Source organism: Pseudomonas fluorescens, assembly GCF_002837185.1.
In the GTDB taxonomy this organism is placed as follows: Bacteria; Pseudomonadota; Gammaproteobacteria; order Pseudomonadales; family Pseudomonadaceae; genus Aquipseudomonas; species Aquipseudomonas fluorescens_AM.
This window is the reverse complement of the sequence record NZ_KZ478025.1, coordinates 25,097-47,836: the sequence shown is the minus strand read 5'-3', so window position 1 is coordinate 47,836 and position 22,740 is coordinate 25,097. Positions and strand designations below refer to the sequence as shown.

Below are 22,740 nucleotides of genomic sequence, written 5' to 3'. Positions count from 1 at the left end.
ACTTACAACGCCCGACGGCGAAATCGCCTGGTCCGCCCACTACCGCGCCTACGGCCAGATCGCCCGGCTGGACGTAGGCAAAATCGACAACCCACTACGTTTTCAAGGCCAGTACTACGACCAGGAAAGCGGCCTGCACTACAACCGCCATCGCTACTACCATCCGGATATTGGTCGTTACCTGACGCCGGACCCGGTAAAGCTGGCGGGTGGGATCAATGCGTATCAGTACGTGCCCAACCCAACGGGATGGGTGGATCCGTTAGGGCTAAGCTTCAACTGTCCTGGTTTGGGAACGAAAAGCCCAACCTGTTCTTCTCCGGCCGAGCCGGACATCCCTAATATTTCTAGGAGAGGAGCGTTTCGAGAGGCGAAAAGAGATGCGAATATTCCTATGTCACAACAACCTGATAAAGTCGCCGACGCAAAATCCGGATTAGAAAAACAATACGGAACGGTTAAAATGTCAGATATAAATCAGCGAAGCATTTTAGACAGCTTGGGAAAACCCACTAACACGAGGGTGTACCAATACACGAGAGCCGATGGTTCTATAGTGCTAATTCAGGACCACTCTGCCGGGCATGTATTTGGAGATACAAATAAAAAAGGTGACCAGGGTGCTCACTTCAACCTACGACCTATTGCGACACCCCGAACTGGCAGCGTCCCGGGCACAAAAGACCATTACCCATTCAGGAAAAAAAATGAAATACTGGAATAGTCTAGAAGAAACTATTTTCTTCAACAAAGTATTTAGTTATCCAGTTGAAATTGGAAAAATCTATATACATTCATTAACCATCGAAAATGACCGACCCGACGTGGGGATTGGTTTTGACATACCAGAATTCCCTGATCGCTTACCTGAAAAATGGAAAAACAAAGGTTATAACACTTGCAGAATTGGCCTAAGCTGCTTAGGAGTGAGCGACTTACGAATAGTAAACCTTCCTAGAAGAGAAGTTTTCATTGCCAATATAAAGCAAGAACACGAGGGTTTTTTATTTACCGCAAAATCTAAAGAAGCCTCTATTGAGTTCAGGGTTAAATGGTTATCTCTAGATGGGCCGTCCGTTTACATAAACTGCCCTGACCCGGATGACCACGATTGGGAAAATCTGTAGTCATAGGCGGCATTCAAATTCTCAGAACGGCAACTATGACCCCCATAGTCAACCCCAATTCGCCGCCCCACCCTCTCCCACCTAAACTCCATCCAAGTTGTTTCAACGGACAGAGGATTCACCATCATGGGCAAACGTCACCCCAATCTCCCCGCCTGGCAATGGCGTCACTACCCACAAAACCATCAGCACCCGGCCAACCTGGCCTTGCACCTGATTGCCGTGCCGCTGTTCATCATCGGCTTCTTGTTGATCGTCTCCGGCGTGTTCAGCCTGAGTCTGGTCAGTGTTGCCATCGGCGTGATCGGCATCCTGGCGGGCCTGGCGTTGCAGCGTCACGGCCATAGCCTGGAAGCCCAGGCCAGTGAGCCGTTCAGCGACCGTAAGGACGCGGTGCAACGCCTGGTGGTCGAGCAATTCGTGACGTTTCCGCGCTTTGTGCTCAGTGGTGGCTGGTGGCGCGCGTGGCGTCGGCGCCACTCGCGTTGAATGTCAGGCGAAGACCACTACGGTCTGGCGGCTGAGCGCGATCAATTCGCCGGTCGGGCTCCAGAGCGCGGCGGCGGCGTGGCCGTAGCCGTCGCGGGCGTGTTCGATGTTGACGTGGTATTGGCACCAGTCAAGGGTGGTCAGGTTCTGCAATGGCTGGATGAACTCGATGGTCCAGGTCAAGGTGCTGCCCGGCGCCGGTTTGCGCAAATGCGGGAGCAACGCCGGGGGCCAGGCATCGACCAGTGCGAGGATGTGCGCCTCGGTCAGCGGTTCCTCCTTCACATCCCCACGCAAACGTACCCAACCGCCCATGTCACGGGATTTATTGCCGGTAAACGGCAGGCCGCCGACGCTCCAGCGCATTGCCAGGTGCCGCATGAATTCGGGCGTGACGCCCTTGATATAGGGCAGCTCCTGGCATTCATCCCACTGTTTGAACACCGGTGGCGGCTCGCTCGCTACATCAATCTCTGACTCACGGGACGCACCGAAACTGGCCTGGACCAGCGTCGCCACTTCACCGTTCTGCACCACACGGCCCAGCAATTGGCTGACGGCCTTGCCTTCGCGCAGCACTTCAACCTGATAACTGGCGGATACATCCGGCGCTACCGGGCCCACGAAGGTGATCGCCAGTGAGCGCAGCGGCCGGTCTGCCGGAACGTGCGAACGCAAGGCCTCGTACTGCAAGGCGGCGACCAAACCACCAAACGTGGCGCGGCCCTGGGCCCATTCGGCGGGAATGGTGACATCCAACGGGTGACTGCGAGCAGCGTCGAGCAAATCACTAAAGCGCATGGCGACCTCACATCAAGCAAACGATGCGGAGATCTTAACCATCCACCCCGCCAGGCACAGCGCCTATTCCGGCCAAAAGCCGGACCGGTTCAGAAACAATCGGCGCCGAGTTTATCCAGCACACGATCCGCCCGTGCCTCGGCCTTGACCATGGCGGCACGCCAGGTCGCAATGCAGGGCTGCAGGTCAGCCTGGTGCTCGGCCTGGAGCAGCCATTGCCAGCAGTCATGCCAGTCACCCAGCACGCCCTGCGCTTTTTTCAAAGCGGCCACGGCGTTGGCCGGCAGCTTGTCCAACTCGGGGTACGCTTCGGCCGCGTAGCGCACACGCTTGATCAGCAAGCGCAAACGGTGGCGATCATGCGCTGGATCCTTGAGCGCGTGATTGAGTGTTTTCCATTGCTTGGCCAGGCGTTTCTGGATGCGTGAGCGCAGGCTCTTGAGCAGTTTCTGGTGTTGGGATGCACGGATAAAGCGTGGAAACGCATCAAGGATCTGCAGCAGCTGGGCCAGCTCCGGGCTTTGCGCCACCTGGCGATAGGCCTCAGGTTGCAGGCGCAGACGACGCTCAGCCGCCTGATGATGCCCGTGCTGGTGCAAGTACGCCGCCAGCACTTCGCGGTCACGCAGCGGCGTGGTCAATTGGCCGACGGTGCGGGCGGCGGATTCAAGCTGTTCGACACCCGGTAACCCGCGCAAGGGCCGCAACAGGCTGCGCAAACGGCGCACCGTGGTGCGCAGATCATGCAAGGCTTCATCGTCGGTGACGGCGGCAAGACGAGCCTGGCAGCTCAGTAATCCCACTTCCAGGCCAATGACCTGAGCAACTAACTGATTGACCAGCGCTGACATCCTGCCCTCCCTTTGCGATGAAAAACTCTGCGGTGGCTAAATCAGCGCCCGGCGCGTGACTCATGGATATAGAAGCGCGCCTTCTCGGCCTTGTTGGAGCAGCCTTCGAACGCTTCGAATTGCTGCTGGGTCTTGGCCCCCGTCAACAGCGACAAAGCCTTGGAGTAGCTGACGGTGCCGGCGAAGCCCTCGGCCTTGGCCAGGTCGAGTTCTTTCCAGGCGGCATCCAACTGCGACCCGCAGCTGTCGCGATACGCGGTTTTCCCGGCACAGCCCGCCAAGGCCAACAGGATCACAGGTACACACATCCAGGCTTTCATTGATGACACCTCAAAATATACAAAATCTGTCGTAGCCTGTAGACGATGCCTACAAGAAAAAGTGCCTTGTCCCTAGCCTGAAATCAGTAGTACCTATTGCCAGAGCATACCCGAGCCTCGTGGCGATTCTGGAAAAATTTTGTCAGGGCTCACCGAGGATTGAAGCCGCCCCCTGGATGGGTGCATTGTGGGCACCTGTTTTGCGAAGGATCTGGTCATGAAGAAACGTGTTGCCTTGGTACTGGGCTCCGGCGGAGCCAGGGGCTACGCCCATATCGGCGTGATCGAAGAAATCGAACGACGCGGCTATGACATCGCCTGTATTGCCGGCTGCTCGATGGGCGCCGTGGTCGGCGGGATCTATGCGGCCGGCAAGCTGGACGAGTATCGACACTGGATCGAAAGCCTGGATTACCTCGACGTATTGCGCCTGGTGGATGTGAGCTTTCGCCTGGGTGCGATTCGCGGTGAAAAGGTCTTCGGGCAGATCCGCAAGATCGTCGGCGAAATCAATATCGAAGACCTGCGCATCCCCTACACCGCCGTGGCCACCGACCTCACCAACCAACAGGAAATCTGGTTCCAGGAAGGCTGCCTGCACCAGGCCATGCGCGCATCGGCAGCGATCCCCAGCCTGTTCACGCCGGTGATGCAAGGCAACCGCATGCTGGTGGACGGTGGTTTGCTCAACCCGTTGCCTATCGTGCCGGTGGTGTCGAGCCATTGCGACTTGATCATTGCGGTCAACCTCAACGCCACCAACCAGAAGCACTATCATCTGCCGGTGATCCAGCGCCCGCCGGCGTTCAAAAGCCGTTTCAACAGCCTGGCAAAATCACTGGGCTCGCACCTGCCGTTCCGCCGCAAGCAGGCCGAGCAGTTGATGAAGCTCGAGCAGGAAGCCTTGCAGGCCCAGGCCGCCGAGATCAACCCGTGGCTGGACTCGGCCGAGCCGGAATCCCAGCAACCCGCCGCCGCGCCGGAGAAGCCCGGCGCGCCGAAGTCGGCCACGGGCTCGTTCATCATCGACAATGTCGGGCCGGCCTCGCTGCTGGACCTGATCAACCAGAGTTTCGAGGTGATGCAGACGTCATTGGCCCAGTACAAAATTGCCGGTTACCCGCCGGACGTGCTGATCAACGTACCAAAGCGAGTGTGCCGTTTTTTCGAGTTCTACAAGGCGCCGGAGCTGATCGCGTTGGGGCGGGAAATTGCCAGTGATACATTGGATCGGTATGAGAGTGAGCAGGCCTGAAATTCAGGGTGTTATAGAGGGCCTCATCGGGGGCAAGCCCCCTCCCACCTTTTGATCGGTGAATACATTCAAAGTGTGGGAGTGGGCTTGCCCGCGAGGAGGCCGGTCCAGACAGCGGTAAACTCAAGCACCCAGCAACCGATAACCCACCCCCGCCTCAGTCACGATAAACCTCGGCTGCGTCGGATCATCCGCCAGCTTCTGGCGCAAATGGCCCACCACAATGCGCAGGTAGTGGCTGTCTTCGGTGTGGGTCGGCCCCCAGATATCCTTGAGCAATTGCTGCTGGGTAATTACCCGCCCAGGATGCCGCGCCAGTTGCGCCAGCACCGCGTACTCCTTGCGGGTCAGTGCCACTTCGGCGCCGTCAAGCAGGACGCGGCGGTAGGCCAGGTCCACGGTCAGCGGGCCGAAACTCAACGCGGCCTCCTGAGCTTCCCCCGTCGGAGCCTGGCGCAATAGTGCGCGCACACGGGCGAGAAACTCCTGAATGCCGAAAGGCTTGGTCACGTAGTCGTTGGCGCCACCGTCAAGGGCTTCGACCTTCTGCGCTTCGCTGGCCCGCACCGAGAGCACCAACACCGGCACCGTCGACCACTCGCGAAACTCGCGCAGCACCTGCTGGCCGTCCATATCGGGCAAGCCCAGGTCAAGTACGAGCAAATCCGGTTTGCTCAGTGCCGCCTGCGCGAGGCCTTCGTTGCCGGTACCGGCTTCGATCACCTTATAGCCTTGGGAGGCCAGGCTGATGCGCAGGAATTTGCGGATCTGCGGTTCGTCATCAATGACGAGAATCGTCGCGGTCTGGCTCATGGTGTCTCAGTTAAAATCAATTAAAAACCAACCAATGTAGGAGCGAGCTTGCTCGCGAAAAACGTCTAGGCGCCGCGTGCATTCAGGAAGCCATCTTTATCGTTAACGACCTTCGCGAGCAAGCTCGCGCCTACAAGTTTTGCTCCAAGGCAGGTTGTGTCGGCAGAGGCAGAAACAAGGTAATACAAGTGCCCCGCCCTTCAATACCGTCGGCCACACTGATGTGCCCGCCGTGCGCGCCGACCATGCCCTGGCAGATCGCCAACCCCAGGCCGGTGCCCTGCCCGCCGCGATCACCGCGCGCAGCGGTGTAGAACATATCGAAGATTTTTGCCCGTTCGTCCTCCGGAATCCCCGGCCCCTCATCGGCTACGGCGAAAAACACTTGGCCGTCCGACACGCCGGCGCTCAACTGCAAGCGGCCCTGGGGCGGCGAAAAGCGCGCGGCGTTTTCCATGACATTGACCAGGGCCTGCTCGATCAACGCCGCATGCACATAGAGCAAGGGCAGGTCCGGCGGCACATCGGTGTCGACCTGCAAAGGCGCCAGCACGGCGCGCAATCGCCCAAGGGCACTGCCGACGATATCACCGGGCGACACCCAATCGCGCGCCAGCTTCAGCGCGCCGTGGCCCAGGCGGGTCATGTCCAGCAGGTTCTGGATATAGCGGTCGAGGCGCTCGGCTTCATCACGGGTACCTTCGAGCAATTCGCGACGGTCCTCCAAAGGGATCGCCTCGCCCAGCGCCAGCAGGCTGTCGATACTGCCGCGCATGGAGGTCAGCGGCGTACGCAAATCGTGGGAGACGGAGGCGAGCAAGGCACTGCGCAGTTGTTCGGTCTCACCGTGCAAACGTGCGGACTCCAATTCCTGCGCCAACTGCGCACGCGCCAACGCCTGGGCCAACGGCTGGCTCAGCGCGGTGAGCAGGCGACGGCGTTGGCCGCTCAACGCCATGCCGGCTTTCGCGCTCACGCCCAGCAAGCCCAGAGGGCCCTCTTCACCCGACAACGGCCACCACCACCAGCGTCCAAATGGCAAGGTGCCGGTGCCCATGCCTGCCGGTTGATCGTGCTGCCAGGCCCAATCGGCGGCGGCACGTTCGGCCTCGGTGAGGGTCAGCGGCCCGCCGGTCTCGATCGTCCAACCGCCCTGACCATCGCGATTGACCAGGCACAGATCCAACTCATTCCAGCCTTGCAGGTGATGAGCCGCCGCACTGATGACCGCCTGGCGATCCGTGGCGGCGGTGAGCTTGCGTGACAGGTCGAGCAGCTCGCTGGTTTCTTCCTGGGTATCGCGCAGCGCCTGTAATTGCCGACGCTGGCGTGCGGCCAGGTTGCCGGTGAGGGCCGCCATCAACAGGAAAAACAACAGCGTGAGGACGTCTTCTTCACGCTGGATGGCGAAGGAGAAATTCGGCGGGATAAACAGAAAGTCGTAGGTCATGAACGACAACGCCGCGCACACCAGCGAAGGCCCCAGGCTGCTGCGCACCGCCACCAGCAGCACCGCAGCGAGAAACACCAGCGAGATATTCGGCAACGGCAAGATGCTGGACACCCCCCACGCCAAGCCTGCCGCGACAAGGGTGGCCGCCACGGCCAGGGCATAATCGAACCAGCGCAGCCCGCGCACATCCGGCAAGCGCGGTGCCGCAGGTATATCGTCGCTGTCGAGTACGTTGATTTCCAGGCCCCGCGCATTGCGCAGCAAGCGTGCGGCCAGGCCGCCGCCGAACAGCCGTCGACGCCAGCGCATGCGCGACTGTCCCACCAGCAGCAGACTGGCGCGGCGCTCGGCGGCATGCTGGATCAACGTCCTGGCCACCTCGCCGGCCCGCAGCAGCACCACCTCACCGCCCAGGCGTTCAGCCAGTTGCTGGGCATTTTGCAGGCGTAGCCGTGACTGTTCATCCCGCGCACGGCCGTTGTCGATATGCACCAGGCTCCACGGCAAATGTCGCCGCTGGGCGACGCGGCTGGCATGGCGCACCAGACGCTCGGCTTGCGCATCGCCATCGACCCCCACCAGCAGGCGACCCCGCACAGCCGGCGCCGCTTGGCCGAGTTGGCGGTAACCCTGGGCCAGATCGTCGTCGACATGGGCGGCAGCGGTCTGCATGGCCAGCTCGCGCAGGGCCATCAAGTTGGTCTGGGTGAAAAACGCATCGATGGCCGCACGCGCCTGTTCCGGCACATACACCTTGCCGTCGCGCAGGCGCTCGAGCAATTCGCGGGACGGCAAATCGATCAGCAGCAGTTCATCGGCCTCCTGCAGCACCCAGTCCGGCAGGGTTTCACGCACCTGCACACCGGTGATGCCACGCACCTGGTCATTGAGACTTTCCAGATGCTGGACGTTGACGGTGGTGAACACGTTGATGCCGGCCGCCAGCAGCTCCTGGATGTCCTGCCAGCGCTTTTCATGACGGCTGCCGGGGGCATTGCTATGGGCAAGCTCGTCGACCAGCACCAGCTTGGGCTTCGCCGCGAGCAGGCCGTCGAGGTCCATTTCTTCAAGCATTACGCCACGGTATTCGCTGCGTAACAGCGGCTGCTGCGGCAAACCGCTGAGCAAGGCTTCAGTCTCGGCGCGGCCGTGGGTCTCGACCACGCCGGCAATCAGACCCACGCCTTGGCGCAGTTGAGTATGGGCAGCCTGGAGCATGGCGTAGGTCTTGCCTACGCCGGGCGCGGCGCCGAGGAAAACTTTGAGCCGGCCACGGCCGTTGCGGGGCAGATCGGCTAGCAGGGCATCGGCGCGGCCGGAGTCGCTCATGTTGTGGTCCTTCAAAAATTTCGATGTAGGAGCAAGCTTGCTCGCGAAAAACCCCAGAGCGCCACGCTGACGCTGGATGCCCGCGTCATCGTTTAACGACCTTCGCGAGCAAGCTCGCTCCTACAGGGGGTCAGAGTTTTTCCAGGGCCATGTTCAGGGCCAGCACGTTTACTACGGGCGGGCCTACCAACGGGCTTTCGATGTGTTCATCCAACAGCCGCTGCAAGCTCGACACCGGTACATTTCGTGCGGCCGCCACTCGCGCCAGTTGATAGGCAATTGCCTCGGGTGGCAAGTGTGGATCGAGCCCGCTGCCGGAGGTCGTCAGCGAGGCCAACGGTACCGGCCCCTGGCCTGGCACCTGTTGTTTATTCGCGTCGTCAAAGATACGCGCGGCCAGCGCGGGGTTGCTCGGGCCAAGGTTGCTGGCGCTGCTGGAAACCGTCGCGAACGCGCCAGCCGAAGGGCGTGGGTGGAACCAGCCGTCGCCGCTGAAATCCTGGGCGATCAGGCTGGAGCCGCGCACCTTACCGCTGGCATCGCGCACCAGGCTGCCGTTGGCCTGGTCCGCAAAGGCCACTTGCGCGACGCCGGTCACCACCAGCGGGTAGGCGACGCCGGTGATCAGGGTCATGAGTACCAGCAGGCTCAGGGCCGGGCGGATTATATTAGTCATCATCAAATCCTCGTTGAATCGGGCCATAAAGACCGCAGGGTTACACCAGGTGCAGCGCCGTCAGCAGCATGTCGATCGCCTTGATGCCCACAAAGGGCACCAGCAGCCCACCCAGGCCGTAGATCAGCAGGTTGCGTCGCAACAATGCGGCCGCACTCGCGGCCTGCACACGCACCCCGCGCAGGGCCAGGGGAATCAGCACCACGATGATCAGCGCGTTGAACACGATGGCCGACAGGATCGCGCTCTGCGGGCTCTGCAAGTGCATGACGTTGAGCACGCCCAGCTGCGGATAGATCGCGGCAAATAGCGCCGGCAGAATCGCGAAGTACTTGGCCACATCGTTGGCGATGGAAAAGGTGGTCAGCGCGCCCCGGGTCACCAGCAACTCCTTGCCGATCTGCACCACATCCAGCAGCTTGGTCGGATCGCTGTCGAGGTCGACCATGTTCGCGGCTTCGCGTGCGGCCTGGGTACCATCGTTCATCGCCATGCCGACGTCGGCCTGGGCCAGTGCCGGGGCGTCGTTGGCGCCGTCGCCGCACATGGCGACCAGACGGCCGTCGTTCTGTTCATGGCGGATACGCGCCAGTTTCTTCTCAGGCGTGGCTTCAGCCAGTACATCATCCACGCCAGCTTCAGCGGCAATCGCCGCAGCGGTCAGCGGGTTGTCGCCGGTGACCATCACGGTACGAATGCCCAACGTGCGCAGCTCGGCAAAACGCTCGCGAATCCCGGGCTTGACCACGTCTTTGAGATGGATCGCACCGAGTAACTTGCCATCGGCGCACACCAGCAACGGCGTGCCGCCACTCTGGGCAATCTTGTCGATTTCCCGCGACAGCGCAGGTAACAGGTCGCTGCGTTGCTGGCCGATAAACGCCAGCAGCGAATCCACCGCGCCCTTGCGGAAGACGCGGCCCTGGTAGTCGACACCGGATAACCGGGTTTCGGCGCTGAAGGGTACGGCGGTCAGTTGGTCCAGCGTCGGCTCGGCCTGGGGGTGCAATGCGCGCAGGTATTCAACGATAGACTTGCCTTCCGCCGTGTCATCAGCCAGGGAGGCGAACAACGCGCCTTCAGCCACTTCCCGGCCACTGACACCGGGCGCCGCAACCACGGCCGAACAACGACGGTTACCAAAGGTGATGGTGCCGGTCTTGTCCAGCAGCAACACATGCACATCCCCTGCCGCTTCCACCGCGCGACCGGACTTGGCGATCACGTTCAGGCGCACCAGACGGTCCATGCCGGCAATGCCGATGGCCGAGAGCAAACCGCCAATGGTCGTGGGAATCAGCGTCACCAGCAGTGCGACCAGGAACACCAGAGGCAGGCTGCCATTGGCGAAGTGCGCGAACGGCTGCAGGGTTACCACCACCAGCAGGAAAATCAGGGTGAGGCCGATCAGCAGGATATCCAGCGCAACTTCATTGGGGGTTTTCTGGCGTTTGGCGCCTTCCACCAGCGCGATCATGCGATCCAGGGTCGACTCGCCGGGGTTGGCGGTGATGCGGATCAGCAGCCAGTCCGACACCAGGCGGGTGTTGCCGGTGACGGCCGAGCGGTCGCCGCCGGACTCGCGGATCACCGGGGCGGACTCGCCGGTAATCGCCGCTTCGTTGACCGCGGCGATACCTTCGATCACTTCGCCGTCGCCAGGAATCATTTCGCCTGCCGCGACGCGCACCACATCACCTTTGCGCAGGCTGGTGGCCGGGACCACCTTGAAGCTGCCGTCGGCCTCCTTGCGGCGCGCGCTCAGGCCTTCACTGCCGGCCTTGAGGCTGTCGGCGCGGGCCTTGCCACGGCCTTCGGCCAAGGCTTCAGCGAAGTTGGCGAACAGCACAGTGAACCACAGCCACACTGCGATTTGCACGGCCACGAAGGTCGGCACGCTGGTATCGGGCACAAAGCACAGCACGGTGGTGAGAATGGCGGTCAGCTCGACCACCAACATGACCGGAGAGCGTTGCAGTTGACGGGGGTCCAGCTTGACGAACGCCTGGACCAGCGCCGGGCGCCACAACGCAGAGATCGCGGTCTTGGCGGGCTCCTGAGTGCGCGCAGGGGCAGCATTTTTTACAGACATGTTCATTCTCATATCCCCTTAACTTAGAAGCCCATGCTCAGGTGTTCAGCAATCGGGCCCAGCGCCAGTGTCGGCAGAAAAGTCAGGCCGCCCACCAGCAAAATGGTCACGGTCAACAGCGTCACGAACAACGGGCCGTGGGTCGGGAAGCTGTTCTGGCCAATCGGTGCGGTCTTCTTCATCGCCAGGCTACCGGCCAGGGCCAGTACCGGGAGGATGTAACCGAAACGGCCGATCAACATGCCCAGCCCGAGCATCAAGTTGTGAAACGCGGTGTTGCCACTGAAACCGCCGAACGCCGAACCGTTGTTGGCACTGGCCGAGGTGTAGGCGTAGAGCAACTGGCTGAAACCGTGGGGCCCAGGGTTGCTGATGGCTCCGGCCGGGCCTGGCAGGCTCGCGGCGATGGCACCCAGCACGAGCACACCCACCGGCATCACCAGCAGAGTCACCACCAGCAATTGCACTTCCTTGGCCTGAAGTTTCTTGCCCAGGTATTCCGGGGTGCGGCCGATCATCAGCCCGGCAAGGAACACCGCGATCAACACGTTGAGCAACATGCCGTACATACCGGCACCGACGCCGCCGAAGATCACTTCACCGACCATCATGTTGACCAGCGCCACCATGCCGCTCAGAGGGCTGAGGCTGTCCTGCATGCCGTTGACCGATCCGTTGGAGGCCGCGGTGGTGGTTACCGACCAGAGCACCGTGCCGGTGGTGCCGAAGCGTGTTTCCTTGCCTTCCAGCGGCGCGGTCTGTTCCACGGCCGGGTTGTTCAGGGTCGGATTGGGCTGGTACTCGGACCACAGCGACGTCGCACCGCCAATCAGGAACAAGGCCAGCATGCACGCGAGAATCGCGCGGCTCTGACGCAGGTCTTTGACGTAGTGGCCGAAGGTGAACACCAGGGCGACCGGGATCAGGATGATTGATGCCACTTCAAAGAGGTTGGCCCAGGCCGTCGGGTCTTCAAACGGATGCGCCGAGTTCACCCCAAAGAAGCCGCCGCCATTGGTGCCCAGTTGCTTGATCGCAATCTGGCTGGCTGCCGGGCCCAGGGGAATGACTTGATCCACACCTTGCAGCGTCACGGCATCAACGTAATGGGCGAAGGTCTGCGGCACACCCTGCCATACCAGGAACAGTGCCAGCACCAGGCATAGCGGCAGCAAGCCGTAGAGAGTGGCGCGGGTCATGTCGACCCAGAAATTACCCAAGGTCGTGGCGGATTTGCGACCGATCCCACGGCAAAGCGCGACCAGGACTGCCAGGCCGGTGGCGGCACTGACGAAGTTCTGCACGGTGAGGCCGACCATCTGGCTGAGATAACTCAGGGAGGCTTCGCCGCTGTAGTTCTGCCAGTTGGTATTGGTCATGAAACTGACCGCTGTGTTGAACGCCAGCGTCCATTCCTGGCCCGGCAATTTCTGCGGGTTGAGTGGGAGGTAGTCCTGGAATAACAGAATCGAGAACAACAGTAAGAAGCCCGCAAGGTTGAACGCGAGCAAGGCCAGCATGTATTTCTGCCAGCTCTGTTCCTGCTGGGCGTCTACGCCCGACAGGCGATAACAGGCGTTTTCCACCGGCCCCAAAACCGGCGTCAACCAGGTGCGCTGACCTTCCATCACCTTGTAATAGAACCGCCCCAGAAACGGTGCCGGCACCAGTACCACGGCGAAGAAGGCGATGATCAGCCAATAGTCATAACTGTGCATAGCCCGCTCCTAGTTCCGATCCGCGCGTAACAGCGCAACCAGCAGATAAATGAACAGCGCCACGGCCAATAGCAGTGACACCCCGTCCAGAACGCTCATGGAAGTTTCTCCGTTTAACGGCGAGTGCCGCGTGTGGGGCAATTGTCCGCAGGAGGGGTGTAAAGGAACGAGAGCGAGGCGGGGCGCGGGGCGTAAAGATGGCGTAAAGAGTGGCTTTATGCAGGGTTTACAGGGGGATTTGCGGTGGCTGGCAAGGCCTCGTCGCGGGCAAGCCCACTCCCACCTTTTGATCGCGTTTTTCAGGCCCGACGCGGTGCACTGTGGGAGCCGGGCTTGCCCGCGATGGCAGCAGTCCAGGCACTATCGCCCTTATCTGGTGCGCACCAAGCCGTGTTCGAACGCCAAACCGTCTCGCCCGCGACATAGGCACTGCTTTGCGACAGGATTGCCAAGCCTGGCATAGCCACTGCAACAACCTGAATCATTCCAACCGTTCAGGGAACTCCTCACAATGAACACACAACTCAAACCCACCTTGGGCACGCTGCATCTCTGGGGCATCGCTGTCGGGCTGGTGATTTCCGGCGAGTACTTCGGCTGGAGCTACGGCTGGGGTGTCGCCGGCACACTGGGCTTTCTGGTGACCTCATTGATGGTCGCCGCGATGTACACCTGCTTCATCTTCAGCTTCACCGAACTGACCACGGCGATTCCCCACGCTGGCGGACCCTTTGCCTACAGCCGCCGCGCCTTCGGTGAGAAAGGCGGCTTGATTGCCGGCCTGGCAACCCTGATCGAATTTGTCTTCGCGCCACCCGCCATCGCCTTGGCCATCGGCGCCTACCTCAACGTGCAGTTCCCAGCACTGGACCCGAAACACGCCGCCGTCGGCGCCTACATCGTGTTCATGGGCCTGAACATCCTCGGCGTGAAACTCGCCGCCACCTTCGAACTGGTGGTCTGCGTACTCGCTGTCGCCGAACTGCTGGTGTTCATGGGCGTCGTTGCCCCGGCGTTCAGCTTCAGCAACTTCGCCCTGAACGGCTGGGCCGGCTCCGACACCTTCGGTGCCCCGGCGATTGCCGGCATGTTCGCCGCAATTCCCTTCGCCATCTGGTTCTTCCTCGCCATCGAAGGCGCGGCCATGGCCGCCGAAGAAGCCAAAGATCCCAAGCGCACCATTCCAAAAGCCTACATCAGCGGCATTCTCACCCTGGTAATCCTGGCCATGGGCGTGATGTTCTTCGCGGGCGGCGTGGGCGACTGGCGCACCCTGTCAAACATCAACGACCCGCTGCCCCAGGCGATGAAAACCGTGGTGGGCGAAAGCTCCGGCTGGTTGCACATGCTGGTATGGATCGGCCTGTTCGGCCTGGTGGCGAGTTTCCACGGCATCATCCTCGGCTACTCGCGCCAGTTCTTCGCTCTGGCGCGGGCCGGTTACCTGCCGCCTTTCCTGGCCAAACTGTCGCGATTTCAGACGCCTCACCGCGCCATCATCGCCGGCGGCGTGGTCGGCATCGCGGCCATCTACAGCGACGGCCTGATCAACCTGGGTGGCATGACCCTGACCGCCGCGATGATCACTATGGCTGTGTTCGGTGCCATCGTCATGTACATCATGAGCATGCTCAGCCTGTTCAGATTGCGCAAAACCGAACCGCTGCTGGAGCGGACTTTCCGCGCACCGGGCTACCCCATCGTGCCGGGTATCGCGTTGGTACTGGCAGCGGTGTGCCTGGTGGCGATGGCCTGGTTCAATACACTGATCGGGTTGATCTTCCTTGGCTTCATGGCCGTGGGCTTCATCTACTTCCAACTGACCGCCCAGGATCGCGCCGATGCGCCGGCGGATGCGATGTTGACCGGGCTATAAGGTTCGCGAGGCAGAACGGGCCTACAATGAACTACTCAGAACGCCCGTAACTCAAAGCAGTTATTACCGTGGGAAAATTCTCCCCCGGCAATCTGCCTCAAGGAGAGCCTTATGCCGTGGTATGCGTGGTTGATTATGATAGTTGCGATCGGATCGATCGTCGGTGGGTTGATGATGCTGCGCGACAGCGCCAACAAAGTGGAACTCACCGACGAACAACGCAAACGCGTGGCCGAGCGCAATGCGCAGGCGGATGCCAAGGATGCCCAGGATCGTTGAGCCTTGGGTTACTCCCAAGCCGCCTTGGCAATCTGCAACCCGTGCTGCCCTTTATAGGCAGCACGCTCGGGCTGGCTCCAGCCTTCAAGCAGCTCTTCCTCCAATTGGTAGATCTCGACGCCCAACGGGCGACACACCGTCAACGGATCCTGCGCATCCGGCCCCCACATCGGCAGCGACAAATCCCCACCCGGACACGTAGACAGCGCGCACAGCACATCAATCTCGGCAAAGAACTCCAGGTAATCGCCCTTCTGCGCAGGACAGGCTTTCATGAAGTACATGTCATCATGATTGAGCCCGGTGCACTGGAAAATATTCAGCACGTCGTGCACATCGAATTCCGTCAGACCGTGGGGCAATACCGCGCGAGTGAGGTTCGAATGGCAATGATGATGAAAGTCCTCACCGGTGAGCATACGGTTCACATACGGATCGCAGCGCGTGCCAAGCAAATCGTGCAGACGCCCGCCGTGTTCATCGATGCCATAGCCTGCCAGGCTGTCATCGGTAATGGTAACCAGGGGCCTCAGAAATGGAAGGTTCGACCACAAACGGTCGTGGGTGCTGACATGTGCGCCTTGGAGTTGCCGGGTGCGGGCTGCCCACAACCGCTCGCGCGGATCATTGGCGTTCCACACGTTGAAATCCCCCACCTGCGGGCCCACCGGAGTGGTTACGCGGAAGACATGCCCGGCAGGGACTTTCCATGCCCTGCCCGTGCGGATCGGTACCTCGAACTGTTCGATCAGCGTGCGCTGGCCCTGCCGATCCCGGATGCGCTCGTAGAACGCCGTATCCACCTGTAATGCCGAGCCTTTACTGACTTGGTAGGCGGCCGGATAGTCTTTATACATGGGGCAATCCTCCATCAAGGGTGACTGTTGAACAATCGATAATCTTGAGGTAACCACATTTCATGCCAGGGCTGGACTAAAAACGCAGAGGATAAAAGGCCGATCAATGATCGGCCTCTGGCAACGTCGTTTAGTTGATAACCAGCCTGTCGCGGTTCTTCTCCAGCAGGGCCTTGCCAATTCCCTTTACCTCCAGCAACTCATCCACCGCTGTGAAGGGGCCATTGCTTTCGCGAAAAGCAACGATCGCTTTCGCCTTGGCGGCGCCGATACCGAACAAATCGCGGCGCAGGGTTTCAGCATCGGCCGCGTTGAGGTTGACCTTGGCCGATTGCTCGGTTTTGGTCATTTGCGCGGAGATGGCGGTTGGGGCTTCAGGTTTGGCGGATGGGGCTGCGGTGGTGGCGACAGAGAGGCTGGCGAGGAAGGCGAAGACAAGGGAGGAAAGGTAGGTGTTTTGCATTGGTGACGCTCCATGACATCGGTAAGAGAAAAGCAGCTTTTCCGAAGCTGCTTCTCTAACTTAGGCGATGGTTGGAGGGTGTCAAAAGCGCTTGAGTAACAGGGTGTTAACTCACGGTTCCAGGCGACGCTGCTGATAGATCCAATCGACGATTTCGCCGTCGGGGGCATAGCCGCTGACAGTGTCGCGCAGAAGCTGACGGACACGGGTGTAGTCATCCTCATCAACCGCGGCAAGCAACTCAGAGAGCTTGCCTTTGAGTACGTCCCATGACAGATAATCTTCGTTGGCACTCATGATCATCGGGTGCTGGGTCGCAACAACGTTGTCGCCAATCAGCAACTCTTCGTAAAGCTTTTCGCCGGGACGCAGGCCGGAGAACTCGATGGCGATATCACCATGGGGATTCTTTTCGGAACGAACGCTCAGGCCGGAAAGATGAATCATTTTTTCGGCCAGCTCGACAATCTTCACCGGCTCGCCCATGTCCAGCACAAACACATCACCGCCCAGGCCCATGGAGCCTGCCTGAATCACCAACTGCGCCGCTTCAGGGATCGTCATGAAGTAACGCGTGATCTTGGGATGGGTGACCGTCAAGGGGCCGCCAGACTTGATCTGCTTGTGAAAGAGCGGAATCACTGAGCCCGAAGAGCCCAGTACATTGCCAAAACGCACCATCGTGAAACGGGTCTTGTTGACGCGTGAGACATTCGACTTATCACCGAACAGTACAGGAGCCAGCTCACGACTGAGCGCCTGCAAGGTAAGTTCGGCCAAACGCTTGGTACTGCCCATGACATTGGTCGGGCGTACGGCTTTATCCGTAGAGATCAGAACAAAGTTGGAAACGCCAACTTGAAGTGCGGCCTGGGCCGTATTCAACGTCCCGATTACGTTGTTCAGCACACCTTCTGCGATGTTGTGCTCAACCATCGGTACATGCTTATACGCTGCGGCATGATAAACCGTATCCACGCGCCAGGTTTTCATCACATCCAGCAGCTTGGACTGGTTGCGCACAGAACCGAGGATGGGCAATAACTTGACGGGCAACGACTCACGAACGACGCGTTGCTCAAGTTCCGAAAGGATGCTGTAGAGATTGAACTCACTGTGTTCGAACAACAGCAGCGTCGTCGGACGCAACGCCAGAATCTGCCGGCACAGTTCGGACCCGATCGAACCGCCCGCGCCAGTGACCAGAACGGTCTGGCCCTTGATGCAGTGTTCCAGGAGCTCGCCTTGAGCAGGCACGGTATCGCGACCCAGCAAGTCGGCGATGTCGACTTCCTGGATGTCATCTACCTTGACGCGACCACTGGCCAGGTCCATGAACCCCGGAACGCTTCGCACGTGAAGCGGGAAGCCTTCGAGGAAACCCAGGATTTCACGGCGACGGCCACGGTTGGAGGATGGGATGGCCAACAGAATTTCCTGGGCGCCAGTGGTATCGATCATTCGCTGGATATGCTTGGCCTTGTACACCTGCAGGCCCGAAATGACGCGATCAGTGATGCTTTCATCGTCGTCGATAAACGCGACAGGGCGCATCACCCTGCCCATCCTCAACGCCGCGACCAATTGGTTGCCGGCTGCGCCCGCGCCATAAATAGCAACGCGCGGCAGACCATCTTCCCGGCTAGTGAACGGAACGTGCTGAGCCGCCGTAAACCAGTCCCCCAGGAAGTATTGGCGCATCGCCAGACGCAGGCCGCCCACCATGATCAGGCTGAGCCACCAATAGTTGAAAATAATCGAGCGCGGGACCACATTCTGGTGATTGCTGTACCAATATACGACGACGCCAAGAATCAGCGATGAAAGGCTGACCGCCTTGATAATCGCAATCAGCGCGTCGTTACCGAAATACCGCATCACCGCTCGGTACATACCAAATCGAATGAACAGAGGTATTGCGACGACAGGCGCGGCAATAAACAGCCAAAGGTGAGCGATGATTGGATTAGCCATTTCATCGACGCCCAGACGTACAACGAAAGCCAGCCACAATGCAGCCCAGACCACCATTACATCGGTACTGACCTGAATCAGCCGCTTTTTGCGTCGAGGCAAACCGACTAAGAACGCCCGTAACTTATCCATAACCCCTTCGAACACCTCTGTACATTCCAATGCCTAATGCTGCAAAGCCATCCACGGGCTTTTCAGGACTCGCTGACCGACTACGATAACCTTTACTTCTGCGCGACCATAATCTCGAGCTCGCCGGCATGAAACTTTATCGCCAGCGCGACCAACGGCAGGTAGGCAACAACCAACGCCCACGTGCCATCCCATCCGCTCAAGACTACACCCGCTGCAATAGGTAAAAGCCAGAAAACGTTGATGGCAGCAACTGCCATGGTCACTGGCAAGTGCTTGCCATATTTGCGCGAGGCAAATTGATAAGCATGACTGCGATGCGCTTCGTAAACCTTATCACCCCTTACCAATCGACGAACAAGCGTGCAGGTTGCGTCGACGACGAATACGCCCAGCAAAATCAACCACGCCCAGAAAAAATCCGATTTGACCCAGGCTGCCTGCAGTGAGAAGAACGCCAGGGTAATCCCCAGGAAACCGCTACCGGCATCACCCATGAAAATCTTGGCGGGTGGAAAATTCCAAACCAGAAACGCCCCCACTGCTGCTGCCAGCAATAAAGGCAGCCAGATCATCTGCGGGTGACCGCCCAATACGTAAAGCAAACAGGCGCCCAGGCAGGCGCAAATCGCTTCCACGCTGGCGATACCGTCAATTCCATCCATGAAATTGTAGAGATTGAGCATCCAGACGATATAGACAGCCGCCAGCACATTACCGACAAGCCCCAGATCCAGGGCCCATCCGAACAGGTTCAGCGGGGCCAGTCCGTTGATCCAGAACAACGCCCATGCCGCCGCTGCAAAATGCCCTGCCAAACGCCAGCGAGCTGCAATGTGTCCATGGTCATCCATAAAGCCCAGGACGGCTATTACCACTCCGGCGCCGCCTGCTGCAACGAGCGAAGGCCACGGGACCAGGTCCAGCCATCCGACCAGCGGCAGTACCGCAAGAAAGGCCAATACAATGGCTACCCCGCCGCCCCTGGGCGTAGGAACAGAATGTGAACTCCGTGCGTTCGGTATATCAATGATGCTTCGAGATAGCGCATAGCGCCTAAGCACAGCGGTCATGACAAACGAGACAAACGCAACAACCGGAACGATCCACCAATAACTCATGTGTTTTGACTTTCCATATAAGCAGACGCCGTGACCTTGAGCGCCTCATCAACCGACAGCGGAGGCGTCCAGCCTAAAAGGGCACGCGTCTTCCCAATATCGACCTGCAGGGAACCGCACAACCGTTGGGACAGGCTGCGCTTGCCCAGCATGATTGCGGCAGTGCTCAGCAAAGAGGCTGGAACCGGAAGAAGACGCGCGGGTTTGCCCAGCGCAGACGCCATTTTGCGTAATAAAACAGTGGTTGAAAGATCCTCGCCATCACTGACCATGAATACCTGGTTGGCGGCGGCTGGATGAGTGATGCAGGTAATCGAAAGATCAACCAGGTTATCCAGCGCGACCAGACTGCGCGCGTTATGGATGGCGCCGAAAGGCAATGGCACACCTTTGTGCAGCCAACGCATCATGCTCAGGAAGTTGGCCTTTACACCCGGGCCATAAACCAGCACCGGACGGATGATCACCACTTCCATCCCTGTCGTTGCAGCCAATTCCAGCAGACCCTTTTCGGCCTCCATCTTTGATATGCCGTAAGGGTCCGACGGTGCCGGCGGCTGATCGGCGGTATAAGGCGCGCCCGAGACCGTGCCTTCACCGTTGACCTTGATTGAACTGAGGAACACAAAGCGTCGCACACCAGCCTGCGCCGCCTGATGCGCCAGGGCCAGGGTGCCCTGGACATTGACGCGGCGAAAGGCCTCAAGCGGATCGGCCTCGGAATCGTTCATCACATGAACGCGGGCCGCGCAATGAACAACCGCCTCAACCCCCGTCAGAACGCCTGAAAAATCAGCGCTCGACAGGTCGTCGAATTGAACCACTTGATCGGCGCCAGGACAGGAAAAACCGGGGTCTCTGACGGCAACCGTGACCTGAACATCTGTACGAGCGGATAACACTTGGACCAACCGGCTACCAACAAATCCAGATGCCCCAGTCACAAATATGCGCACACCAAACTCCTTGTTTAGGATTTAGACCAAACGGTGCGATTAATGTAATCGGTATAGCTGTGCACAATGCGCACGACTTTTTTGGAGACGGCGCCACCCAAATAATCGCCTACCACCGACATCACTCGTTCACCACGTACATGCTGGCTGGTCACGACCCTGACAGCGTTCAGCACGCGATCAGTCGTCAGGCCACACATGATAAGCGTGCCTTCATCCATGCCTTCAGGCCGCTCGTGAGCGTTGCGAATCGTCACCGCCGGCAGGTTCAACAAAGACGCTTCTTCAGTGATGGTGCCGCTGTCGGACAGAATGCAAAACGCTTCCATCTGCAACTTGATGTAGTCGAGCAGACCGAACGGTTTAACGAAGCGAATCAGTGGATGGTCAAGCGACTCACCCAATGCTTCAAGGCGCTTACGCGTCCTTGGGTGTGTGGAAACAATAATAGGCAGCTTGTACTCGTCCGCCAGTGCCTTCAGCGAGCCAATCAGATCCCGAAGATTATCCGGGGTATCTACGTTCTCTTCACGATGCGTGCTGACAATAAAGAAGCCACCGGAGGTCAGCCCTTCGCGAGCCAGTACATCGGACGCTTGGATCTTGGGCATGTAGAAGTCCAGGACTTCTGCCATGTGCGACCCGGTCTTGATGATCGTTTCCGGGCGCACGCCCTCATCCAGCAGATAGCGACGGGCGTGTTCGGTCAGCACCATGTTTATATCGCTGAGGTGGTCGAGAACCTTGCGATTCAACTCCTCGGGGACGCGCTGGTCGAAGCAACGGTTACCCGCTTCCATATGGAAAACCGGGATTTTTCTGCGCTTGGCAGAAATGACAGCCAGACAGGTATTGGTATCCCCGTAGAGCAGCAGTGCATCCGGCTTTTCCGACTCGAACAGCTCATCCGATTTAGCGATAACCTGAGCAATCGTCTGGGCCGCGGTATCACCTACGGCGCCCAGGAAATGGTCGGGCTTGCGGATATCCAGGTCATCAAAGAATACCTGGTTAAGCTCATAATCGTAGTTCTGACCGGAATGAACCAGAATATGGTGGGTCTGTTTATCCAGCTCTGCGATCACGCGGCTCATTTTGATGAGTTCCGGCCTAGTGCCCACCAAGGTCATGACTTTAAGCATTGAGTTGCTCCCGAACAAACTCCAACTTCATCAGCAGCGCTTTAACACCCTCAACATCCAGGCGTTCAGTGTTATGTGATGTATAGTCGTCCAACTCCGAAATATGCGTTTCACCCTCTACGAAATATTTCTCATAGTTCAGATCGCGATTGTCAGCAGGGATCCGGTAGTAACGGCCCATGTCTTCTGCCTTGGCCATTTCCTCGCGAGAAATCAACGACTCGTAAAGCTTCTCGCCGTGACGCGTGCCGATCACCTTGATCGAATTCATGCACTTGAACAGTTCTTTGAGCGCTTGAGCCAAATCTTCGACCGTCGATGCAGGCGCCTTTTGTACGAAAATATCGCCTTGTTCGGCATATTCAAAAGCATGCAAAACCAAATCAACCGAATCTTCCAGGGACATGAGGAAACGGGTCATGTTGGGGTCAGTTACCGTCAGTTCGCCGCCCTGCTTCAACTGATTGATGAACAAGGGGATCACCGAACCTCGGGAAGCCATAACGTTGCCATAGCGTGTGGAACAGATGACAGGACCGTTTTGCGGGATCATCCGGGACTTGGCAACGACCAGCTTTTCCGCCATGGCTTTGGAAATGCCCATCGCATTGATTGGGTAGACGGCTTTATCCGTACTCAGAACCACTACGCGTTCTACATTGTTGGCGATCGCCGCGTTCAGCACGTTTTCCGTGCCCATCACGTTGGTTTTGACCGCTTCCATCGGATAGAACTCGCAAGAAGGAACTTGCTTGAGCGCAGCGGCGTGAAAGATGTAATTGACCCCGACCATCGCCTGGGAAATGCTGGCATAGTCACGCACATCACCGATGTAAAACTTTACCTTGTCGTTACCCAGCGCAATGCGCATGTCTTCCTGTTTCTTTTCGTCACGGCTGAACACACGGATTTCTTTAACATCGGTATCGAGAAATCGCTTGAGCACGGTGTTACCAAAGGAACCGGTACCGCCGGTAATCATCAACACTTTATTATCGAACATCTGTAAAATCTCC

22 protein-coding genes are annotated in these 22,740 nt (G+C 59.0%); 6 read left to right on the top strand and 16 right to left on the bottom strand.

Annotated elements, in window-relative coordinates:
* From CIB54_RS24805 to CIB54_RS24795, 3 genes are all read left to right on the top strand, one after another.
* Positions 1-724, top strand: a 724-nt coding sequence (locus CIB54_RS24805; RefSeq protein WP_269801696.1) for an RHS repeat-associated core domain-containing protein, incomplete at its 5' end; no start/stop codon positions are given.
* On the top strand, positions 708-1,127 hold the full coding sequence (locus CIB54_RS24800) for an Imm50 family immunity protein (protein WP_101221234.1): 420 nt from the start codon (positions 708-710) through the stop codon (positions 1,125-1,127). The genes CIB54_RS24805 and CIB54_RS24800, both read left to right, overlap by 17 nt.
* A gap of 126 nt (positions 1,128-1,253) precedes the next feature.
* Positions 1,254-1,616 (top strand): DUF962 domain-containing protein, encoded by a 363-nt coding sequence (locus tag CIB54_RS24795; protein ID WP_065950354.1) that lies wholly within the window; start codon positions 1,254-1,256, stop codon positions 1,614-1,616.
* Positions 1,617-1,619: 3 nt separating this feature from the next.
* Here CIB54_RS24795 and CIB54_RS24790 read toward each other — a convergent pair whose 3' ends face one another.
* The 3 genes from CIB54_RS24790 to CIB54_RS24780 form a co-directional block, all read right to left on the bottom strand.
* Positions 1,620-2,417 carry an acyl-CoA thioesterase gene (locus CIB54_RS24790; protein ID WP_065950353.1) on the bottom strand — a complete coding sequence of 266 codons (798 nt, stop codon included), beginning with the start codon at positions 2,415-2,417 and terminating at the stop codon, positions 1,620-1,622.
* Between the two features lie 89 nt (positions 2,418-2,506).
* Entirely contained in the window at positions 2,507-3,268 is a 762-nt protein-coding gene (locus CIB54_RS24785) for a CHAD domain-containing protein (protein ID WP_101221233.1), read from the bottom strand.
* A gap of 41 nt (positions 3,269-3,309) precedes the next feature.
* Complete coding sequence (locus tag CIB54_RS24780; protein ID WP_101221232.1) at positions 3,310-3,588, bottom strand: hypothetical protein; 279 nt, start codon at positions 3,586-3,588, stop codon at positions 3,310-3,312.
* Between the two features lie 217 nt (positions 3,589-3,805).
* On the opposite strand from CIB54_RS24780, the gene CIB54_RS24775 reads away from it, so the two are divergent.
* On the top strand, positions 3,806-4,843 hold the full coding sequence (locus CIB54_RS24775) for a patatin-like phospholipase family protein (RefSeq protein ID WP_065950351.1): 1,038 nt from the start codon (positions 3,806-3,808) through the stop codon (positions 4,841-4,843).
* A gap of 123 nt (positions 4,844-4,966) precedes the next feature.
* Here CIB54_RS24775 and CIB54_RS24770 read toward each other — a convergent pair whose 3' ends face one another.
* The 6 genes from CIB54_RS24770 to kdpF form a co-directional block, all read right to left on the bottom strand.
* Positions 4,967-5,656: a response regulator gene (locus CIB54_RS24770; RefSeq protein ID WP_101221231.1), complete on the bottom strand. Its 690-nt coding sequence runs from the start codon at positions 5,654-5,656 to the stop codon at positions 4,967-4,969.
* A 130-nt stretch (positions 5,657-5,786) separates the two neighbouring features.
* Positions 5,787-8,438 carry a sensor histidine kinase gene (locus CIB54_RS24765; RefSeq protein WP_101221230.1) on the bottom strand — a complete coding sequence of 884 codons (2,652 nt, stop codon included), beginning with the start codon at positions 8,436-8,438 and terminating at the stop codon, positions 5,787-5,789.
* Between the two features lie 130 nt (positions 8,439-8,568).
* Entirely contained in the window at positions 8,569-9,114 is a 546-nt protein-coding gene (kdpC, locus tag CIB54_RS24760; RefSeq protein WP_101221236.1) for a potassium-transporting ATPase subunit KdpC, read from the bottom strand.
* A 40-nt stretch (positions 9,115-9,154) separates the two neighbouring features.
* Positions 9,155-11,218, bottom strand: a complete 2,064-nt coding sequence (gene kdpB, locus CIB54_RS24755) for a potassium-transporting ATPase subunit KdpB (RefSeq protein WP_232790607.1) — start codon at positions 11,216-11,218, stop codon at positions 9,155-9,157.
* Between the two features lie 11 nt (positions 11,219-11,229).
* Positions 11,230-12,924, bottom strand: a complete 1,695-nt coding sequence (gene kdpA / locus CIB54_RS24750; RefSeq protein ID WP_101221228.1) for a potassium-transporting ATPase subunit KdpA — start codon at positions 12,922-12,924, stop codon at positions 11,230-11,232.
* Positions 12,925-12,933: 9 nt separating this feature from the next.
* On the bottom strand, positions 12,934-13,023 hold the full coding sequence (kdpF, locus tag CIB54_RS24745; protein WP_003218754.1) for a K(+)-transporting ATPase subunit F: 90 nt from the start codon (positions 13,021-13,023) through the stop codon (positions 12,934-12,936).
* A gap of 412 nt (positions 13,024-13,435) precedes the next feature.
* On the opposite strand from kdpF, the gene eat reads away from it, so the two are divergent.
* Both eat and CIB54_RS24735 read left to right on the top strand, forming a co-directional pair.
* Positions 13,436-14,800 (top strand): ethanolamine permease, encoded by a 1,365-nt coding sequence (eat, locus tag CIB54_RS24740; RefSeq protein ID WP_065950346.1) that lies wholly within the window; start codon positions 13,436-13,438, stop codon positions 14,798-14,800.
* Positions 14,801-14,911: 111 nt separating this feature from the next.
* A complete protein-coding gene (locus CIB54_RS24735; RefSeq protein ID WP_065950345.1) occupies positions 14,912-15,079 on the top strand; it encodes a DUF2897 family protein in 168 nt (55 codons plus the stop codon).
* Positions 15,080-15,087: 8 nt separating this feature from the next.
* Here CIB54_RS24735 and CIB54_RS24730 read toward each other — a convergent pair whose 3' ends face one another.
* The 7 genes from CIB54_RS24730 to CIB54_RS24700 all read right to left on the bottom strand — a co-directional run bounded on the left by CIB54_RS24730 (position 15,088) and on the right by CIB54_RS24700 (position 22,727).
* The gene (locus CIB54_RS24730; RefSeq protein WP_101221227.1) at positions 15,088-15,936 is read right to left on the bottom strand and encodes an urea carboxylase-associated family protein; all 849 of its coding nucleotides are present in this window, start codon (positions 15,934-15,936) and stop codon (positions 15,088-15,090) included.
* A 130-nt stretch (positions 15,937-16,066) separates the two neighbouring features.
* On the bottom strand, positions 16,067-16,399 hold the full coding sequence (locus tag CIB54_RS24725) for a ComEA family DNA-binding protein (protein WP_101221226.1): 333 nt from the start codon (positions 16,397-16,399) through the stop codon (positions 16,067-16,069).
* A gap of 111 nt (positions 16,400-16,510) precedes the next feature.
* Complete coding sequence (locus tag CIB54_RS24720; RefSeq protein WP_065950342.1) at positions 16,511-18,505, bottom strand: polysaccharide biosynthesis protein; 1,995 nt, start codon at positions 18,503-18,505, stop codon at positions 16,511-16,513.
* 92 nt (positions 18,506-18,597) lie between these two features.
* Positions 18,598-19,626, bottom strand: coding sequence for an MraY family glycosyltransferase (locus CIB54_RS24715; RefSeq protein ID WP_065950341.1), 1,029 nt, complete (start codon positions 19,624-19,626; stop codon positions 18,598-18,600).
* On the bottom strand, positions 19,623-20,582 hold the full coding sequence (locus CIB54_RS24710) for a UDP-glucose 4-epimerase family protein (RefSeq protein WP_083217938.1): 960 nt from the start codon (positions 20,580-20,582) through the stop codon (positions 19,623-19,625). The genes CIB54_RS24715 and CIB54_RS24710 overlap by 4 nt, the downstream gene beginning before the upstream one ends.
* 14 nt (positions 20,583-20,596) lie before the next feature.
* Positions 20,597-21,724: a non-hydrolyzing UDP-N-acetylglucosamine 2-epimerase gene (gene wecB / locus CIB54_RS24705; protein ID WP_057722891.1), complete on the bottom strand. Its 1,128-nt coding sequence runs from the start codon at positions 21,722-21,724 to the stop codon at positions 20,597-20,599.
* Complete coding sequence (locus CIB54_RS24700; RefSeq protein ID WP_065886424.1) at positions 21,717-22,727, bottom strand: polysaccharide biosynthesis protein; 1,011 nt, start codon at positions 22,725-22,727, stop codon at positions 21,717-21,719. The genes wecB and CIB54_RS24700 overlap by 8 nt, the downstream gene beginning before the upstream one ends.
* Positions 22,728-22,740 lie beyond the last annotated feature (13 nt).

Coding starts and splice junctions, on each gene's coding strand:
- CIB54_RS24800 (WP_101221234.1), top strand. CDS start 708: ATGAAATACTGGAATAGTCTAGAAGAAACTATTTTCTTCAACAAAGTA.
- CIB54_RS24795 (WP_065950354.1), top strand. CDS start 1,254: ATGGGCAAACGTCACCCCAATCTCCCCGCCTGGCAATGGCGTCACTAC.
- CIB54_RS24790 (WP_065950353.1), bottom strand. CDS start 2,417: ATGCGCTTTAGTGATTTGCTCGACGCTGCTCGCAGTCACCCGTTGGAT.
- CIB54_RS24785 (WP_101221233.1), bottom strand. CDS start 3,268: ATGTCAGCGCTGGTCAATCAGTTAGTTGCTCAGGTCATTGGCCTGGAA.
- CIB54_RS24780 (WP_101221232.1), bottom strand. CDS start 3,588: ATGAAAGCCTGGATGTGTGTACCTGTGATCCTGTTGGCCTTGGCGGGC.
- CIB54_RS24775 (WP_065950351.1), top strand. CDS start 3,806: ATGAAGAAACGTGTTGCCTTGGTACTGGGCTCCGGCGGAGCCAGGGGC.
- CIB54_RS24770 (WP_101221231.1), bottom strand. CDS start 5,656: ATGAGCCAGACCGCGACGATTCTCGTCATTGATGACGAACCGCAGATC.
- CIB54_RS24765 (WP_101221230.1), bottom strand. CDS start 8,438: ATGAGCGACTCCGGCCGCGCCGATGCCCTGCTAGCCGATCTGCCCCGC.
- kdpC (WP_101221236.1), bottom strand. CDS start 9,114: ATGACTAATATAATCCGCCCGGCCCTGAGCCTGCTGGTACTCATGACC.
- kdpB (WP_232790607.1), bottom strand. CDS start 11,218: ATGAGAATGAACATGTCTGTAAAAAATGCTGCCCCTGCGCGCACTCAG.
- kdpA (WP_101221228.1), bottom strand. CDS start 12,924: ATGCACAGTTATGACTATTGGCTGATCATCGCCTTCTTCGCCGTGGTA.
- kdpF (WP_003218754.1), bottom strand. CDS start 13,023: ATGAGCGTTCTGGACGGGGTGTCACTGCTATTGGCCGTGGCGCTGTTC.
- eat (WP_065950346.1), top strand. CDS start 13,436: ATGAACACACAACTCAAACCCACCTTGGGCACGCTGCATCTCTGGGGC.
- CIB54_RS24735 (WP_065950345.1), top strand. CDS start 14,912: ATGCCGTGGTATGCGTGGTTGATTATGATAGTTGCGATCGGATCGATC.
- CIB54_RS24730 (WP_101221227.1), bottom strand. CDS start 15,936: ATGTATAAAGACTATCCGGCCGCCTACCAAGTCAGTAAAGGCTCGGCA.
- CIB54_RS24725 (WP_101221226.1), bottom strand. CDS start 16,399: ATGCAAAACACCTACCTTTCCTCCCTTGTCTTCGCCTTCCTCGCCAGC.
- CIB54_RS24720 (WP_065950342.1), bottom strand. CDS start 18,505: ATGGATAAGTTACGGGCGTTCTTAGTCGGTTTGCCTCGACGCAAAAAG.
- CIB54_RS24715 (WP_065950341.1), bottom strand. CDS start 19,626: ATGAGTTATTGGTGGATCGTTCCGGTTGTTGCGTTTGTCTCGTTTGTC.
- wecB (WP_057722891.1), bottom strand. CDS start 21,724: ATGCTTAAAGTCATGACCTTGGTGGGCACTAGGCCGGAACTCATCAAA.
- CIB54_RS24700 (WP_065886424.1), bottom strand. CDS start 22,727: ATGTTCGATAATAAAGTGTTGATGATTACCGGCGGTACCGGTTCCTTT.